General features: G+C 55.4%; 15 protein-coding genes. 5 read left to right on the forward strand and 10 right to left on the reverse strand.

All coding sequences use genetic code 11. The annotated features are described in order from the left end of the window. The first annotated feature begins 45 nt into the window (after positions 1-45). The 4 genes from dctP (at position 46) to ACOOFE_RS22935 (ending at position 5,179) form a co-directional block, all read left to right on the forward strand. Complete coding sequence (gene dctP / locus ACOOFE_RS22920; RefSeq protein ID WP_420412193.1) at positions 46-1,059, forward strand: TRAP transporter substrate-binding protein DctP; 1,014 nt, start codon at positions 46-48, stop codon at positions 1,057-1,059. A gap of 56 nt (positions 1,060-1,115) precedes the next feature. Then, positions 1,116-1,622 (forward strand): TRAP transporter small permease, encoded by a 507-nt coding sequence (locus ACOOFE_RS22925; RefSeq protein ID WP_420412194.1) that lies wholly within the window; start codon positions 1,116-1,118, stop codon positions 1,620-1,622. Next, positions 1,622-2,929, forward strand: a complete 1,308-nt coding sequence (locus ACOOFE_RS22930) for a TRAP transporter large permease (protein WP_420412195.1) — start codon at positions 1,622-1,624, stop codon at positions 2,927-2,929. Before ACOOFE_RS22925 ends, ACOOFE_RS22930 begins: the two co-directional genes overlap by 1 nt. A gap of 297 nt (positions 2,930-3,226) precedes the next feature. Then, the gene (locus tag ACOOFE_RS22935) at positions 3,227-5,179 is read left to right on the forward strand and encodes a multiheme c-type cytochrome (protein ID WP_420412196.1); all 1,953 of its coding nucleotides are present in this window, start codon (positions 3,227-3,229) and stop codon (positions 5,177-5,179) included. A gap of 27 nt (positions 5,180-5,206) precedes the next feature. On the opposite strand, the gene ACOOFE_RS22940 is transcribed toward ACOOFE_RS22935, so the two are convergent. The 10 genes from ACOOFE_RS22940 to ACOOFE_RS22985 form a co-directional block, all read right to left on the reverse strand. Next, positions 5,207-5,578, reverse strand: a complete 372-nt coding sequence (locus tag ACOOFE_RS22940; RefSeq protein WP_420412197.1) for a LysR substrate-binding domain-containing protein — start codon at positions 5,576-5,578, stop codon at positions 5,207-5,209. Positions 5,579-6,223: 645 nt separating this feature from the next. Then, complete coding sequence (locus ACOOFE_RS22945) at positions 6,224-7,012, reverse strand: oxidoreductase (RefSeq protein ID WP_420412198.1); 789 nt, start codon at positions 7,010-7,012, stop codon at positions 6,224-6,226. Positions 7,013-7,025: 13 nt separating this feature from the next. After that, positions 7,026-7,901 (reverse strand): SMP-30/gluconolactonase/LRE family protein, encoded by an 876-nt coding sequence (locus ACOOFE_RS22950; RefSeq protein WP_420412199.1) that lies wholly within the window; start codon positions 7,899-7,901, stop codon positions 7,026-7,028. Further along, positions 7,901-8,833 (reverse strand): 3-keto-5-aminohexanoate cleavage protein, encoded by a 933-nt coding sequence (locus ACOOFE_RS22955; protein WP_420412200.1) that lies wholly within the window; start codon positions 8,831-8,833, stop codon positions 7,901-7,903. Before ACOOFE_RS22955 ends, ACOOFE_RS22950 begins: the two co-directional genes overlap by 1 nt. A gap of 6 nt (positions 8,834-8,839) precedes the next feature. Further along, the gene (locus tag ACOOFE_RS22960) at positions 8,840-9,781 is read right to left on the reverse strand and encodes a 3-hydroxyacyl-CoA dehydrogenase (protein WP_420412201.1); all 942 of its coding nucleotides are present in this window, start codon (positions 9,779-9,781) and stop codon (positions 8,840-8,842) included. 13 nt (positions 9,782-9,794) lie between these two features. Beyond that, positions 9,795-10,862, reverse strand: coding sequence for an ABC transporter ATP-binding protein (locus ACOOFE_RS22965; protein ID WP_420412202.1), 1,068 nt, complete (start codon positions 10,860-10,862; stop codon positions 9,795-9,797). Next, entirely contained in the window at positions 10,855-12,000 is a 1,146-nt protein-coding gene (locus ACOOFE_RS22970; protein ID WP_420412203.1) for an ABC transporter ATP-binding protein, read from the reverse strand. Before ACOOFE_RS22970 ends, ACOOFE_RS22965 begins: the two co-directional genes overlap by 8 nt. Beyond that, positions 12,000-12,968, reverse strand: a complete 969-nt coding sequence (locus tag ACOOFE_RS22975) for a carbohydrate ABC transporter permease (RefSeq protein ID WP_420412204.1) — start codon at positions 12,966-12,968, stop codon at positions 12,000-12,002. The genes ACOOFE_RS22970 and ACOOFE_RS22975 overlap by 1 nt, the downstream gene beginning before the upstream one ends. Further along, on the reverse strand, positions 12,965-13,813 hold the full coding sequence (locus tag ACOOFE_RS22980) for a carbohydrate ABC transporter permease (protein WP_420412205.1): 849 nt from the start codon (positions 13,811-13,813) through the stop codon (positions 12,965-12,967). Before ACOOFE_RS22980 ends, ACOOFE_RS22975 begins: the two co-directional genes overlap by 4 nt. Before the next feature lie 86 nt (positions 13,814-13,899). Beyond that, positions 13,900-15,456, reverse strand: coding sequence for an ABC transporter substrate-binding protein (locus ACOOFE_RS22985; RefSeq protein ID WP_420412206.1), 1,557 nt, complete (start codon positions 15,454-15,456; stop codon positions 13,900-13,902). Positions 15,457-15,919: 463 nt separating this feature from the next. Here ACOOFE_RS22985 and ACOOFE_RS22990 point away from each other — a divergent pair, with 463 nt between their 5' ends. Beyond that, a complete protein-coding gene (locus ACOOFE_RS22990; protein ID WP_420412207.1) occupies positions 15,920-16,975 on the forward strand; it encodes a sugar phosphate isomerase/epimerase family protein in 1,056 nt (351 codons plus the stop codon). Positions 16,976-16,979: the final 4 nt, after the last annotated feature.

Consider the following 16,979-nt stretch of genomic DNA (forward strand, 5'->3'; position numbering starts at 1 on the left):
ACCGGAGGGGAGCGGCAAGGGCCGCCAGAAAAGTGGAGTGAGACTATGAAGAGGTTAATACTGGCCGGCCTGCTTGCCGGATCAACACTGCTCAACGTATCGGCGCAGGCGGAAGATACTCTGTCTGCCGTTCATGCTTTCCCTGAAACTTTGATCTACACGAAGAGCTTCCTGTCCTTCGTCGATAAAGTGAATGAGGCTGGCAAAGGCGTGGTGCAGATCGATGTGCGCGGTGGTCCTGAAGCAATCGGCATGTTCCAGCAGCCGGACGCGGTGCGTGACGGCATTGTCGACATGGTCTATACGCCGGGCTCTTTTTATGGCGGCGCTCTCCCGGAAAAAGATGCTATGGTCGCCTCCAACCTCACGGCGGTTGAAACGCGCGGAAATGGCGGTACTGAGCTGATCGATCAGATCCATCAGGAAAAGATGGGGCTTAAGTATCTCGGCTGGTTTGACAGCGGTGTTTGCTACAATCTTTGGACGCGCAACGAGCCCACCTTTGACGCAAACGGCAATCTGGAAGTTGAAGGCCTGAAACTGCGCGGCAACAACGTCTACAACGCGTTCTTCACCAACTACCTTGGCGCTCAAGTGATCGACCTTCCGACGGGGGAAGTCTACTCAGCCCTGCAGCGCGGAGTTGTTGATGCCACCGGCTGGACGCAAATCGGTCTGATCGATCTGAAATGGAACGAATTCCTGAACTACCGGATCGAACCCTGCTTTTTCTCGACGGACCTGGGTGTCATCGTCAACCTTGAGAAATGGAATTCTCTGTCTGACGAATCCAAGAAAATCCTGCAGGACGTTGCCATTCAGCACGAAAAGGACAGCGTGGCGGCGCTACGCGCGAAGCGGGATGAGGATTTTGCTGCGCTGGATGCTGCCGGCATGACCGCCATTTCGCTTGAAAGCGAAGCCAAGGCAAACTACCTGGCAGCGGCACGCGAAAAGACCTGGGAGCGGATGAAAGGCCTGATGGCTGAGCAACCGGGCGGAACTGGGAACTATGACAAGCTGATCGAACTCTTTTACGATCTGAATGCCGCAAAATAACAAGACAGTCAGGCCCGCCGGCAGGCGGGCCTGATTTGCCGATCCGGGGCGTATGCATGACGGCTGTTTCCAAGTTTTACAAATTTCTGATTGATGCCATGGCGATCGTAGCAGGCGCCACACTCGTGTGGCTGATGGTATCCGTCGTGATTTCGGTCGTGATGCGCAATCTGGGTCTGCAGCCATTTGCCTGGCTGTTTACGTCTTCCGAGTACGGGCTTTTGTATATGACCATGCTCGGAGCGCCGTGGCTGGTTCGCGAAAAGGGGCATGTTCACATCGAGTTGGTGACTTCCGCCATACCGGACGGCCCAAGGCGCATTGTCAGCCGATTGGTGGCACTTGCCTGTGTGCTTGTCTGCGTCATTCTAGCCTGGAAAGGGCTGGAGCTGTTATTGAAGAACATCGAGCGCGGCGACTATGACACGCGTGCCTACTACTACCCCCGCTGGCTGCTTACGATCACCTTTCCGCTGAGCTTCGGCCTTATGGCAGCTGAATTTATGCGCTTTGTCGTCGGCTCGGAGCTGATGCATACCGGTGAAGCGGGGATACACGAGTAATGGAATGGTACGAAGCTCTCGCCCTGCTGTTGGGCGTGATTGTGTTCCTCATGGCCATGGGCATGCCGGTAGCCCTGGCGTTTTTGGCGGCCAACATTGTTGGCGCTTGGGTTTTCATGGGCGGCGAACGCGGTATTGGTCAACTGCTTAACAACGGACTTGGGTCGCTCACCAAATTCGCGCTCGTACCGATCCCACTGTTTCTCTTGATGGGTGAGATTTTCTTTCACACGGGTCTTGGCGGACGCATGTTCAATGCGATCGACAAGCTGCTCGGCCGGCTTTCCGGCCGGTTGAGTTATGTCACCGTTTTGGGGGGCACGGCCTTTTCGACCCTCTCCGGCTCCTCGATGGGGTCAACGGCGTTGCTCGGATCGCTCATGGTGCCGGAAATGAACCAGAGGGGCTACAAGCCGCACATGAGCATCGGCCCGATCCTGGGCACGGGCGGTCTTGCCATCATCATTCCGCCTTCAGCGCTGGCGGTGCTCCTGGCCACATTGGCTCAGATCGATGTCGGCGCTCTCTTGATTGCCGGGGTCGTTCCCGGCCTTATCCTGGCCGGCTTTTACATTGGGACCATCTGGCTGCAAACCAAGCTGGACCCGAGCGCTGCGCCTGCCTATGACGTGGAGCCGCTCTCCTTTTTAAGCAAGATTTCCCTGCTCCTGCGGGAGGTCGTGCCGATGGTCGGTGTGATGGTGGTGATTATCATCCTGATGATCAATGGCTTCGTCACGCCATCAGAAGCTGCTGCTTTCGGCGCCTTGGGTGTCTTGATTCTAGCAGCGATTTTCCGCTGCCTGACTTGGGAAGCTATGCGCAAATCCGTGACCGGAGCGCTTAAAGTTACGCTGATGGCCTATCTGATCGTCTTCGGATCGGCGACTTTCAGTCAGCTCCTGGCCTTTTCCGGCGCCTCCAGGGGGCTGGTCAATTGGGCCATTTCCTTCGAGCTTGCTCCGATCGCTATGTTGATGGTGATGTTCGCGGTCTTGTTGCTTCTCGGTATGTTCATGGAGCAAATCTCCATGATGCTTCTCACTGTGCCGATCTTCTTTCCGCTCGCCATGAACCTTGGTTACGATCCGATTTGGTTCGGCCTAATCATGCTATTGGCACTGGAAATCAGCTTCACCACGCCGCCTTTTGGGCTCCTGCTTTTTGTCATGAAGGGGGTTTCTCCACCCGGGACAACCATGCGCACGATTTATACGTCGGCCTTCCCATTCATCGGCTGCTCGCTTCTGTTGGTTGCCCTGCTGGTGCTGTTTCCTGAAATCGCTCTGTGGCTCCCGGGGCTTTAGCAACGAATAATGCGCAGAATTCCGATAAGGCATTGAATTTATGAACTTATTTTCCTCTCTCGTGAGAACGAAGTATCCGTCCAATTGGGCGCTAAGCGAACTTCCGTTATGCTCCGATTGACCGGCCGTTTTGGGCTGGAAGTTGCTCATTACCAGCGACAAACGAATATCAAATTTCCCGCGGAGCCATGCAAACCGGACTTTCAGTTATGCGCCCTCAAATGCTACCGTCATCTGAATTCACGATCTTGAACAGCCACTTTACCCTTTGACGGCCAGCCAGTTGGATCACCCTGCATGAATGAAATCTTACGTTTGTGTCTGTGTTTTTCGTTTCTTCTGGCAGGTGCGTTTTCAGCCACGGCGCAAACCACAGCACATCCGGACTATGTAGGCAGCGAAACATGCATCGGTTGCCATGAGGCAGAAGCGGCCGCGTGGCAAAAGTCTCACCACGCAAAGGCCTGGATGGAACCGAGCGAAGTCACGGTAGATGGAGATTTCGACGATGCGGAATTCACCCACAAGGGACGCACGACCAAGTTCTTTCAGGAAGATGGCACCTATTTCATTGAAACAACGGACATTTCAGATGCACCCAAGGTTCTGAAAGTCGTCGGGGTAGGCGGCATTTATCCGCTTCAGCAATACCTGATCGAGACCGAACCGGGTCGAATGCAATCGCTTGATGTCGCCTGGGATCAGAAAAAAAAGACCTGGTACCACATCTATGAAGATCAGGAGCTCAAGCCTGAAGACGGATTTCACTGGAGCAGGTCGTACAAAAACTGGAACGGCCGGTGCGCCGAGTGCCATGCAACAGGATTTGAAAAGAACTACGATATTCGGGATCGCCAATATCACAGTACTCAAGTCGAGGTCGGCGTTGGGTGCGAAGCCTGTCATGGGCCGGGAGACGCGCATGTCGCCTGGGCAAATGGCGGAACTGCAAAATCCGAAAGTCCGTTTCCAGGTATGACCGAGACCGGGCTTTTGGTCGGTTTCTCGAAGGACAGCGCAGAAACAGAAATCCAGCAATGCGCGGGCTGTCATTCCAGACGAGAGCCTTATGAGGACGGCAACCCGCTTCCCGGAACACCCTATCATGATGCCTATAGGCTGGCTCTTTTACGACAAGGCCTTTATCACGCGGACGGGCAGATCCTTGATGAGGTCTATGTCTACGGCTCTTTCCTTCAGTCCAAGATGTACCAAAAGGGCGTGCGCTGTTCCAATTGCCACGATGTCCATAGCGGAACACTAAAGGCTGAAGGCAACGCGATTTGCACCCAGTGCCACTCGCTTGCTGGCAATGCTGATTTTCCGACGCTTGCCCTCAAGGACTACGACAACCCAACCCATCATTTCCACGCACAGGACACAGACGGCGCACAATGTGTTTCCTGTCACATGATCGATCGCACCTACATGGGCATCGACGATCGCCGGGACCACTCCTATCGGATTCCAAGGCCAGACCTTTCCGCCAGAATCGGAACACCGAACGCCTGTACGGATTGCCATGAAGACCAAACAGCTGAATGGGCGGTAAAAGAAATGGAGGTTCGGTTCCCGGACAGCCCTCACAGAGGCCGTCATTTCGGTGAGACGTTTTATGCGGCTAGAAACGGCACACCTGCTGCCCGGAATGATCTTTTGGAGATCGCGAAGCATGAGGCGTTTCCGACCATTGTCCGGGCGTCCGCACTGGATTTGTTGTCCAACTACCGCGATCCGGGCCTGGCCGAAGCGGCCGCCAGCCTCTTAAGCGATGACAATCCGATTGTCCGGGCCGCCGCGCTCAAACTTCAGGAAAGTGTCCCAGAGCCGCAAAGGCTGGACCGGGTAGTCACGGCTTTGGAAGATCCCCGGAAAGCCGTCAGAATCGAGGCCGCACGCCAGCTGCTTGGATTGCAAGGGATCCGCCTTCCAGAAACAGCTGTTGCAAATGCGCAAAGAGCTTCCAAGGAATGGCAGTCATCACTCGCCGCCAAGGCAGACTTTCCAGAAACACACATGGCCATCGGCGGAGCCAGCCTGACGATGAGAAACTGGCAAGCTGCAATCGCTGCATTCAAGGAAGTCACGATCCTTGATCCTCAGCTGGTTCAGGCCTGGGTGTTTATTGTTCGGCTTCAGCTTGGCTTGCAGGATTTTGCTTCGGCGCAGACAACCCTTCAAAAGGCTCTCTCAGCCAATCCAGGCACACCTGAACTTCTGGCGCTTAAAGACCAGTTCCCGCGCCGGTGAGGTTGGATACTTTTTCAGGAAATGCAACTAGCGGGGCAGCAAGTTCCGGCTGCGGATGGTGCGGCGAAGGAAGTCGGTGAGCAGTCGAATGCGCAGCGGAACAGCCGTGCTGGCAGCATAGACGATGTGCAAGGGGATGCTCGGCGGTGACCAGTCCGGCAATAGTTTGATCAGTCGCCCGGACTTCAGGTGGTCCGACATGATCCATTCCGGCATCATAACCACGCCTGCTCCGGCAGCAGCATATTCCACAAGGGTGTCGCCTTGGTCGGCCAACAAGCTGGCGGTGATCGTCACTTCCTCAACTTCTTCTCCTTTCGAGAAGTGCCAGGTTTGGGCGGATCTCATCCGGCTGAAGGCAACGCATCGATGTGCCGATAAGTCTGTTGGCGTATCCAATTTGCCTGCCTTCTCAAGGTAGGATGGGGCAGCTGAGATGCCTTAACAACGGCACGGCCCGATCTACAGCGTTCCCAAGCGCGTTCTTTCCGGTGTCATCGGTCAACGGCTCCTTGACCGATTGTCGAAACGGCCAGAGCCCGAACCGAGCCCGCAAGAACCCACCGGCAACGTCGTTCAATTCCCAAGACGTCGCCCCGCGCCATAGTGAAAACCAACGGATTGCATCGGAACCTTTGAGCAGAATTGGCAATTTGCCTAGGATCTGCTGACAAGGTGGATTCCAAGATCAGTTGAGTTGAGATTCAAGTCAATCTTGGCACGCGGTGATTTCTCAGACGCAGAAAGCAAATTGATTTAAACGTTGCCTCCCTCAGAGCGAAGCTGAACGTCCCGCCGGTCCCAAGACTATCGTCTTCATTCGGACGGCATCTGCGTGTCCTATGTGCCGACCGGCCTTGGCGTGACATGTGTGAGCACTACGGGAAACGAAGCTCGGTCTATGTCCGGTTTCGATGGTGATTGAAGCAAAGCTTCTGGCTACGCGACTTTGTCAAAAGGCTCCAGAATTCATTGTAAGTAGATGTGTTTCATATCAGATGTGGTTGATTTCTAAGTTGTAGTTTCGCATAGCAATTTGAATTGTTACGCCCCAGCACCCGGATTGTCATCAACGGTCCCGGCTACAAACTGGTCCAGGTCAATGATTGCACCGGTCATCATGGCCGCATCCTTGGACGCCAGAAACGCGATTACGCCCGCCGGATCGCTTGGCAGCAGCAAGCGGCCAAAAGGCTGCTTGGCTCCGATGGTATCGCCCCAGTCGTCTCCAAGGCCGTGAACCTTGGTTTGGACCTGCTGTTCAGCTGGTGTCAGAGTCCATCCGAGGTTGATACCAAAGACACGAACGCGATCCCGTTTCAGGGTGTTGGCCGCTCCGCGGGTTAAAGCCACCAGCGCGGCTTTGCTGGAAGAATATCCCAAGAGGAACGGCGGCCCACCGTAAGCCAGCATGGAGGTGATGTTGACGATTGCACCGCCTTGGACGATTGCCGGCGCGACCTTCTGCATCATGAAAAACGGTGCCCGGACATTCAGGTTGTAGATGAAGTCAAACGTCTCCGGGCTGGTGTCCGTCAATCCCCCTCGCGCCGTGGTGCCTGCAGCGTTCACCAGAAGATTGATCGGACCGGCCTCTTGCACCGCTCGTGTCACCTCTTGATCCAGGGCGGACATGTCCGTCAGGTCCAGAACGAGGTTTTTTGCTTCCGCTCCCTTGTTTTTAAGGGCATCACTCACTTCGGTCAGTTTGTCCGCCTGGCGGTCGATCAGGATAAACTTTCGAAATCCCTCGTCGGCAAGACGCAAAGCGACCGCTTCCCCGATTCCTTGAGCCGCGCCGGTGATAACTGCTGTTTTTGGTGTATCAGACATGGCGTGCCCCTTGTCAGCCTGCAAATTTTGGTTCTGGAAGGCCCCTTACCCCGAGCCCGTCGATGCGGAACAAAGATCCCCGCAACGGGCCATCTCCAGGATATTTGGGCAGTGGCGGCTCCGCCATAGACGTTACAAAAAGCTGATCCAGATTGGGGCCACCAAACGCGACGCTCGTGATTTTCACCACGGGCATTTCAATCGCCCAATCCACCTGTCCGTCCGGCGAATACCGGAAAATTCGGCCATCAAACACCGTTGCTCCCCAAAGATATCCTTCGTCATCAACCGTCGCCCCATCCGGCGCCCCGCCGCGTGAGCCATCAACTGCGGCAAATTCACGTTTGTTGGAAACCTGACCGGTTTCGGCCTCATAGTCATAAGCGCTGATGCTGCCGGAAAAACTGTCGCTGAAATAAAGCGTACTCCAATCCGGCGACCAGCAAGGTCCGTTTGAACAGATGATGCCGGTGTCAAGCTCGGTCAGCGTGTGATCCGGATCCAGACGCCACAAGGAACCGGTGGGAGCAGCTTCGCCGGTATCCATGGACCCGCAGATGAACCGGCCTTTTAGATCGACCTTTCCGTCATTCAAACGGTTCGCAGGTCTCTCCGGCTCCGGATCGACGATGTGCCGGGTTTCACCCGTCACAAAGTCCATATCATGGAACCCGTCACGAAGAGCCAAGATAGCCCCACCCGACTGTTTCAAGGCCATGGACCCGATCTCAGAGGGGACGGACCAAGTCTGCATGTCCCTGCCGTCAGCGGCGCACCGAAAAATACGCTTGCCCAAGCTGTCGATGAAATACAGGCGTTCGGTATCCGGGTCCCAAACCGGGCCTTCACCGAGCAGCGGTTTCATGTCCGCAACAACTGAGACTTCCATCAGAATTCCACCTTGTCTTCTCCTTTGAGGTCAAGGAGCTCCCTGGCCTCGTCCGGAGTTGCCGGCTCCAGGCTCAACCCCTCCAGCAGATGGCGTGCCTTATCGACCTGATCCGCGCTGGACTTTGCCATCTGGCCCGGCCCGGCCCAAAGACTGTCTTCAAGCCCGACACGGATATGCCCACCCATTGCTGCGGACATGGCACCGATCTTCATCTGGTTGGCACCTGCCCCTAGAACAGACCATACATAGCGGTCTCCCAGCAGACGGTCTGCGGTCCGGCGCATCATCATCACATCTTCCGGATGCGCTCCAATTCCGCCAAGAAGGCCAAAAACGGACTGGACGAACAGCGGAGCACTGGCATGCCCCTGGGCCACCATGTGGGTTAGGTTATAAAGATGGCCGATATCATAGCATTCGAACTCAAACCGGGTGCCGTTTTCCCGGCACGTATTCAAGACGAACTCAATATCCTTATAGGTGTTGCGGAAGACCAGGTCTCTTGAGTTTTCAAGGTGCTCGCGCTCCCATTGGTGGTCAAATTCCTTGAACCTTTCCAGCATTGGGTAGAGGCCGAAATTGATCGACCCCATATTCAAAGAGGCCAGTTCCGGTTTAAAAACAGCTGCTGGCTGAACCCGTTCATCAACCGACATGAACGGGCTGCCGCCGGTCGTAATATTGATGACGGCACCTGATCGCCGCTTCAGCTCAGGAAGGATCTTGGAAAACCCTTCAACTGTCTGGTCCGGCTGTCCGGTAACAGGGTTTCTGGCATGAACATGCAAGATCGCGGCACCAGCCTTGGCTGCCCGAACGCCTTCTTCAATGATCTCTTCCGGTGTCACTGGCAGGTACGGTGACATGGACGGCGTATGGATGGCGCCGGTCAAAGCACAGGTGATGATTGTTTTGCGTTTCTGCGTCATGGGCTATCAAGTTCTGTCTGTGTTGAAGAAAGCTGAGATGTTCGCAAGCTGACGGTCCCGCCATTCCTGACGGCTGATAAGGTCCGCTTCCGAAATTGCGTTGCGCCGTGCGCGGACGACCTGATCCCGAAGCGGGCCGTCCCATGTTTTCCGGTTGGGCCGCCCCTCCCCGATGTTCGCATAGGCTTCGCCGTAACGGTCCATGAAACCGGCGACGCCGCCCGGCGCATTCAGGTCAATCGTTTCGAACGGCCCCATGAAAGCCCACCGGCGCGCCAGACCATCCCGAACTGCCCGGTCGACATCATCCACCGTACACACTCCATCGCCAACGAGTGAGAAAGCCTCATCCAGGATGGCCCCCTGAAGACGGTTCATAATGAAGCCCGGAACCTCATCTTTCGCCACGATCGGTTTTTGCCCGATAGCCTGCATGAGCTCGCATGTCTTCTTTATGGAGCGGTCGCTTGTTCCTGGGTTGGGTACGATTTCAACAGCCGGGATCAGATGGGGCGGATTGAGCGGGTGGGCAACCAGACATCGCTCCGCTCCTTTCAGGTTCTCTGTGAATTGCGAAGGAAGCAGCGCAGAAGTAGAGCTGGCAATGATCGCATCCGGCTGGCAGAGCGCATCCAGTTCGTCAAACACCCGGGATTTCACTGAGGCGACTTCCGGTGTGTTCTCCTGGACATAGATCGCCTCACAAACCGCATCCTGCATGCTCGGTACGCTGGAAACCCGGCTTAAAACCGCTTGCGGCTCCTGTCCCTCCAGCAGCCCCAGTTCTTTCAAATCATCGAGAGCTGCTTTTAGGAACTGGTACCAATCCTCCGGAAGGTCTGGGTCAAAGACCCGCACCTTAAATCCAGCCCTGGCAAAGGAAATGCTCCAGGATTGGCCGATTATACCGAACCCGATAATCGCGACAGTTTCATCTCTTTGCGGCATAGCGCAGAATTCCTCAAATTAACCGGGATCCGTTGTCCGGATCGAAAAGCAGTATTCCGTCAGGGTCAGCCGTCAGACAGACATCGTCTCCAACGGCCAGGGGGATGTCGCCCGGGCTAACGGAGCGCAAACTCTCACCGCCCTTTGAGACAGTGACGATCGCAAACGCGCCCAGCCGTTCAATGTCGCTCACACACGCCGTATTGGCTCCTTGTTCGGAGACCTGGTGCAAGCGGACAGCTTCCGGGCGCAGCGCAATGCGGCAATCGGGGTACCCACTCTGGATCTGCGGCACCCGGCTTTCGGAAAGCGACTTGAGCGATTCAACGATAATGTCGGCGAATTGACTGCCGCTCAGCACATTGATCCGGGGCGATCCCATGAGCTCTGCAACATAGACAGAAGCCGGCGCTGCATAGATGCCGTCCGGGCGATCGACTTGAGCGACATGGCCGTTTTCCAGGATGGCCATTTTGTCGGCTACGCTCATTGCTTCATCACAGTCATGGGTGACGTAGATAAAGGTTTTTCCGAGCTCGGACTGCAGCCGCTTCAATTCGACCCGCATGGCATCGCGCAGGCGTGCATCAAGCGCAGCAATCGGTTCGTCCATGAGATAGACAGCAGCCTCCCGGATCAGCGCACGGGCTATTGCCACACGCTGACGTTCTCCCCCGGACAAGGCCGCCGGCTTCTTATGAAGGATATGGCCAATGCTGAGCACATTGGCGAGTTCATCGATTTTGGCCTCGATTTCCGTTTCCGCCGTTCCGCGCCTGCGCATTGGAAACGCGATATTGTTCCTTGCTGTCAGATGAGGAAACAGAGCCAGATTTTGGAAGACCATCGCCAGGTTCCGCTCCCGCGGCGAGGCAAACGTCATATCCTGACCATTGATCAGGATCTTCCCTTCATCCACCTGCTCCAATCCCAACAGGATCCTGAGCAATACGGATTTCCCGGAACCCGGAGGACCAAAAACCGACGTAAACGCGGCTGTATCAATGGTCAAATTGACATCATCGAGCGCGGTGACCGCACCGTAGCGTTTGGTAACGCCTTCCAGACGGATTTCAGCCATAGGCCCGCTCCTTTTCAACATTCATGCTGGGCGCATCGCAGGGTTTCAGGCGAAGTTCCGTTTCAGGATCAAAAAGATGGCAACGTGAAAGGTCGAAACGCACGTAGGTTGCGTCCCCAGAACGAAGCGAAAAACTGCGATCAAACACGCCCAAAAACTTGGTTCCGCCCGATTGGAAGTGCACGATGCGCCGCCGGCCAACGGTTTCCACCAAAGCCACATCCGCTGCGATGCAGTCCGGACCAGGTGTGTTGCTTACCGACAGCGTTTCCGGACGGAACCCAAACAGCAATCCCTGGTAACCCAGTACTTTAGCAGCATTGGCCAAGGGTAGCGGCAGCCTCAAACTGTCCGCAGCCCGGCCGCCGATATGCAGTTCCAGATTATTACCCATGTGGTGAAGCGTGCCGCTCACGATGTTCATGCTCGGAGCGCCAATGAACCGGGCAACAAACACGTTGGCTGGCTGGGCGTAGATTTCCTCCGGCGTGGCGAACTGCTGGAGATGAGCCTGGTTCATAACCGCGATCTTGTCGGCCAGCCCCATAGCCTCAATCTGGTCATGGGTGACATAGACCATGGTTTGTTTCAGTTCCCGCTGCAGCTCCCGAAGATCGGATCGCATCCGTTCGCGGAAAGCGGCATCAAGGTTGGAAAGCGGCTCATCAAGCAGGAAGATGCTTGGCTCGACAATTGCGGACCGTCCGATGGCAAGCTTTTGCAATTCGTTCACACTGAGCGAAGACGACTTTTCCTCCAACCGGTGCGACAAGGCCATAAACTCTGCCATCTCACCAACCTTGCGATCGATATCGGCCTGCGGAAGGTTCTTGATGCGCAAACCGAACGCCAGGTTGTCACGCACACTCATGTGCGTGAAAATCGCGTAGTTCTGAAAGACAAACCCCACGCCGCGCTGCTGCACCTTGAGGTTCGTTACGTCCTGCTTATCAAACCGGATGGTCCCGGACGTGATATCCTCAAGACCTGCGATCATGTTCATGGTCGTGGTCTTGCCGCAGCCCGACGGCCCCAGAATTGCAACAAACTCGGCGTTCTGTATCTCCAATGACACGCTGTTGACCGCGGTAAAGTTGCCGTATTTCTTGCTAACGTTTTCCAGCGAAATTCCGGACATCAGTTCGCCTCCGGTTTTGCCTGCCCAGCCTTTTGAACGCGGGACAGAATGAGTGCGGTAAGGACACTAAGGGCGACCAGGACGGTGATGCCGATGGCCGCGACATAGGACCATTCGAGCCCTTGAAAGGTCAGCTTGTAGAGGTAGAGCGAGAGGCTTTGGGTCGCGACGCCAGGGCCGCCACTCGTCATGACAAAGATCTCATCGAAGATTTTCAGGCTTTCGATCACCCGCAAACCAATCGCAATGAAGATGACAGCCTTGATCCGCGGCAACGCGATATAGCGGAAGCGGACCCACCAGTTGGCACCCAGAATTACGGATGCGCGCATTTGATCTTCCGGCACGCTCATCAGCCCGGCGAACAGGATCAAGAACATCAGCGGCGTCCAATGCCAAACTTCTGCAATGATGATCGCAATGAAGGCGTTGGTCACGTCGGAAAGCCAATTGATCTCGCTGGCACCAGACCAGAACAGACCTAAAAACGCATTCAACGGGCCGGTTTGCTGAAAGATCAGATGGAAGATGTAGCCGGCAACAGCCGGAACAACCATCATAGGCATCAGGATCAGGCTGTAGAACACGGATCGCGCCATAATGCCTTCGTAAAACAAAACGGCCAGCAAAAGTCCAAGGAAGAACTCGATGGGAACGGCAATGGCCACGAACAGAACAGTCCGCCAGACCGCTGCCCAAAGGTCGGAATCCGACAACAGATACAGATAGTTGTCGAACCAGGCCCAACTCAGATAGGCCAGGTACCAAGGATCTCCGTCCAGCGGCGTCCACCAGGTCAGACTGATGTAGATCTGCATAACCAATGGAAAGGCCACGATGAACACCAGCAACAGCTGGGTCGGCAAAATCAGGCGGCGCGCGAGAGTTACCTTCTCTACAGCGAGCTGGTCGCGGGTGGCTGGCTTGGGAGCGTCTGCTTCAACAGGGATTGTATCGGCCATGGTCATTGTTTCAGAGCTCCGAAAGTGAGACCGCGCACCAAAAACTTCTGGATAGAGATCCCGAGAATGACAGGGGGAATGGCGGCGATGAGGCCAAGAGCAGCCTTAGCGCCAAACAGCTGGCCGCTGGCTGCGGTTGCGAGCGCATTCATGTAGACCGGCACGGTGGTCCAATCCTTGCGCGTCAAAAGGAGAGCGATCAGATAGTCCGACCAGTTGAGAATGAAGATAAACAGCGCGGTCGACGCGACGGCGGGCGCGACGATCGGCAAGGTGATCTGGTAAAAAGCTTCAAAAGCCGAGCAGCCTTCAACGATCGCCGCTTCTTCAATCTCGCGCGGCAAGTCATCGAAATAGGTTTTCATCAACCAGAAGGAAAACGGCATCGTCACAATGCCATAGATGAGCGACAGTCCCCACCAGGTGTCGATCATGCCAAGGAATGCCCACATGATCATGACCGGGATCATCACGGCAAGAGGCGGGAATATCCGCAATTGCAAAAGGGAAAGGCCAATGCTTTCACCAACCTTTTGACGGCTCACCGCATAGGCTGACGCTGTCCCGCAGATCACCGCAATCAGTGTCCCGATGACCGAGGTCAACAAGCTGGCAAACATCGGCCACCAAACGGTCCTGTCCAGCGACACAGGCTGGTTCATAGCTTCGCCGGTCAGGATGTACTGGAAATTCGACAGCGTCGGATTCTGCGGCAGGAAAGTGATCGCACCAGACGCCGAAGTCCATTCCGCCGGCGGTTTAAAAGCCATAGAAATCATCCAGGACACCGGTAAAAGCGCGATAACCGCAACAACGGCCACGACCATGGTTCTGAGTATGAGACTGCCCACGATGCAGCTCTCCTTGTAGTAAGCAGGAATCCTGCCGGGCGCGGCGCTTCCGCGCCCGGTTACAGTTCAATCGGATGTTGTTTGGATCACGCTTTGTCGACGATCGTCGGCCAGGCAGCCCGGCTCTGCTGGATGATCGGGATCATCTTGTCCTCGCCTTTCCGCCGTATGACGCGCTCCCAGCGCTTCGTCGCTGACTGCATCGCATCTTCCGGCGATTTCACCCCGATCAACGCGGCCTGCAGTTCCTCGTCCAGCGCCGCATCCAACGCTGTTTGACCCGCGAAGTTAATGGTTGGTGCCGACCGGGCGATGGTCTCCCGAATGGCGTCCATCATGTACGGATGATAGGTTTCGGAAACAAATTGCTCTTCGAAGTTCGCTTTTTGGAACGGATCGAAGTAGCCAGCAGGGTTACCCGCCATCCAGGAGTAGGTTCTGGTAGAACTCAACCATTGCAGGAAGAGGTAAGCAGCTTCCGGGTTCTGGCTTCTGGAACTGACTGTCCCGGTAATGTTGTAGTAGATCACGGACCGACGAACTAGGTCATCACCATGCTGGACACCTGGCGGCATATAGGCGCTCAACATGCCCGTCGCAGGACTTGCAGGAGATCCGTCGGCGTTCTTGCGGTCAACGAACTTCGACACATTCGTGTAAGTGGTCAGATGAGCGGTCTGCCCGGATCCGATGCCGTTGTAGCCTTCCGCATAGGTCCAGGACATCACGTCCGGATGCGACCAATCCTTGGTTTTGACGTACTCAGTCGCCGCCTTGATGCCTTCATCGGTATCGAGATTCGGCCGGCCATTCTCGTCGAACCAATACATGTTCGGCACCGCCTGGGCTGCGAAACGTGCATAGAAACGCGGCAAACCCCAGAACGGCGCCATATCATTACCGTTGCCGTAGATCTTAGTACCGCCCAAACCGGTCCGTCCGGTAAAGAACGCACTGACCTGATCACTCTCCACCCAAGTGTTCGGCACAGCGAGATCACGGCCATGTTCGGCCTGGAAATCCGCCATGTTCTTCGGATCTTCAAAATAGGCTTTGTTGTAGACCCAAGTCTGGAAATCGCCGTCCAGCGAAGCACCGTAGTAACTGCCGCCATATTTGTAGAGCAGCTCAGCGGTTTGAGCAGTCGGCGTCCCACGTTCACCGTCCGCCCAGTCCGGGCGGTGCTTTTCGACCAGTTCATCCAGGTTCATGGCACCGCCAGCCTCGACCAGGTCTCCCAAACTGTTCCAGGGATGGGTATAAATGTCGAAGGTACCGGACCGGGTGGTGACATCCTGAAGCACGCGGGCCCAGATATCTCCAGCAGGCGCGCCCACAATATCAAGTTCTACACCAGTCTCGGCCTCCCAAACCTCCTTGACTGACGGCCCCGACGGAAAGGGCTTTGTGATTTGGCCGATCGCCCCATCGGCGAGCAGCATCGTAATCTTTTTCGGCGCCGTGCCGTCCGCCACCATCTTCTTCATGGCTTCGATGGCCCGGCCCTCAGAATGGGTCTCATTGTACTGAAACCGCTCGGCACCTGGAAAACCAGAAGGCCCGCCTGTCATTCCAGGTGCCAATTCGGAGGCATGCGCTGCCACCAAAAACTTTGGATTAATTCCGACCGCGGCAGTGGCCATAAAGGCGGCACTGCCCTTAAGCAGACTTCTGCGTGTACTCGATCCTCTAATCATCTCATCTCCTCCCTAGAGATCGCCGCAGCAACTTCATCGGATGCAATTACACCGTCATTTTGCTGCGCCGTGAGGGCTGCAAAATGTCAGAAAACGTTTTCAGTAGTCAAGGCCGATTTTGATATTTTTGAAAATTACCCATTCAATAGCAAGATTAACCATGCAAGAGACCACACCCCGAAACAATCAATAACTCTCTATTACTGTATTGTTTTTTATTGTTATTTCAACTTGTACGAACCACCTTCCAGCCAACGTCATAAATTTCACCAGCATCAAGACTTGACACACAGATGCGATCAAGAACATATTTCTGAGTGAAAACGTTATCAGTTTTTCAGTTTGCCAACTCACGCAGGTGTGATGGCAATATGCTGAAAGACACATTTTGGAGAGTCGGGAGGAGACTATGCAAACACTCAAAGGCCCAGGACTGTTTCTCGGGCAATTCGCAGACGACAAACCACCGTTCAACTCATTGAGCGCCATTGCAAAATGGTGCGCAGACGGTGGTTTCGAAGCGATCCAGCTGCCGATGTGGGATGGCAGGTTTATCGACCTGACAAAAGCGGCTGAAAGCAAAGACTATGCAGATGAGTTGAACGGCATCGCAAAAGAAAATGGGGTGGTCATCTGCGACACCGCCAGTCACATTCAAGGACAATTATGTGCGGTCCACCCGGCATATGATGTTTGGATGGACGGCTTGTGCCCGGAAAACGTTCGCGGCAACCGGAAAGCACGCCAGGAATGGGCAATGGACCAGCTGGTGAAATGTGCGCAGGCTTCCAAGAATCTGGGCCTGACCGAACACGCAACCTTTTCCGGCGCACTCGCATGGCCGTTCTGGTACCCGTTCCCGCAGCGCGACGAATCCTTGATCAACGAAGCCTTCGACGAATTGGCGCGGATCTGGACTCCGATCCTCAACACGTTCGACGAGTGCGGCGTCGATCTCTGCTTCGAATTGCACCCGACAGAAGACCTTTATGACGGCGTGACATTTGAGATGTTCTACGAGCGCACTGGTAGCCACCCACGCTGTGCGATCAACTATGACGCCAGCCACTTCGTGAAACAGGGTCTGGATTATGTCCAGTTCATCGATTTCTATCACGAGCGGATCAAGATGTTCCACGTCAAGGACAGTGAGTTCAATCCGACTGGCAAACAGGGTTTCCTTTCCGGCTATCAGCCATGGCTGAAACGGGCCGCCCGGGACCGCAGCCTCGGAGATGGGCAGACCGATTTCGGCCAAATCTTCTCCAAGTTCACTGAATACGGCTTTGAAGGCTGGTGCGTCTACGAATGGGAAGACTGCATCGAGCACCCGGAAGATGCCGCTCCGAAGGGCGCCCAGTTCATTCGCGATCACATCCGCCGTGTTACAGACAAAACGTTCGATGACTTTGCCGGCGGCAAGGGCGACACCAGCGGCGCGCGTGCCATTCTTGGTCTGGAGTAATCAA

This window comes from Roseibium sp., from assembly GCF_965216085.1.
Classification (GTDB): domain Bacteria; phylum Pseudomonadota; class Alphaproteobacteria; order Rhizobiales; family Stappiaceae; genus Roseibium.

Coding starts and splice junctions, on each gene's coding strand:
- ACOOFE_RS22935 (WP_420412196.1), top strand. CDS start 3,227: ATGAATGAAATCTTACGTTTGTGTCTGTGTTTTTCGTTTCTTCTGGCA.
- ACOOFE_RS22945 (WP_420412198.1), bottom strand. CDS start 7,012: ATGTCTGATACACCAAAAACAGCAGTTATCACCGGCGCGGCTCAAGGA.
- ACOOFE_RS22950 (WP_420412199.1), bottom strand. CDS start 7,901: ATGGAAGTCTCAGTTGTTGCGGACATGAAACCGCTGCTCGGTGAAGGC.
- ACOOFE_RS22970 (WP_420412203.1), bottom strand. CDS start 12,000: ATGTCCGGAATTTCGCTGGAAAACGTTAGCAAGAAATACGGCAACTTT.
- ACOOFE_RS22990 (WP_420412207.1), top strand. CDS start 15,920: ATGCAAACACTCAAAGGCCCAGGACTGTTTCTCGGGCAATTCGCAGAC.
- ACOOFE_RS22975 (WP_420412204.1), bottom strand. CDS start 12,968: ATGACCATGGCCGATACAATCCCTGTTGAAGCAGACGCTCCCAAGCCA.
- ACOOFE_RS22925 (WP_420412194.1), top strand. CDS start 1,116: ATGACGGCTGTTTCCAAGTTTTACAAATTTCTGATTGATGCCATGGCG.
- ACOOFE_RS22955 (WP_420412200.1), bottom strand. CDS start 8,833: ATGACGCAGAAACGCAAAACAATCATCACCTGTGCTTTGACCGGCGCC.
- ACOOFE_RS22985 (WP_420412206.1), bottom strand. CDS start 15,456: ATGGCCACTGCCGCGGTCGGAATTAATCCAAAGTTTTTGGTGGCAGCG.
- ACOOFE_RS22930 (WP_420412195.1), top strand. CDS start 1,622: ATGGAATGGTACGAAGCTCTCGCCCTGCTGTTGGGCGTGATTGTGTTC.
- dctP (WP_420412193.1), top strand. CDS start 46: ATGAAGAGGTTAATACTGGCCGGCCTGCTTGCCGGATCAACACTGCTC.
- ACOOFE_RS22960 (WP_420412201.1), bottom strand. CDS start 9,781: ATGCCGCAAAGAGATGAAACTGTCGCGATTATCGGGTTCGGTATAATC.
- ACOOFE_RS22965 (WP_420412202.1), bottom strand. CDS start 10,862: ATGGCTGAAATCCGTCTGGAAGGCGTTACCAAACGCTACGGTGCGGTC.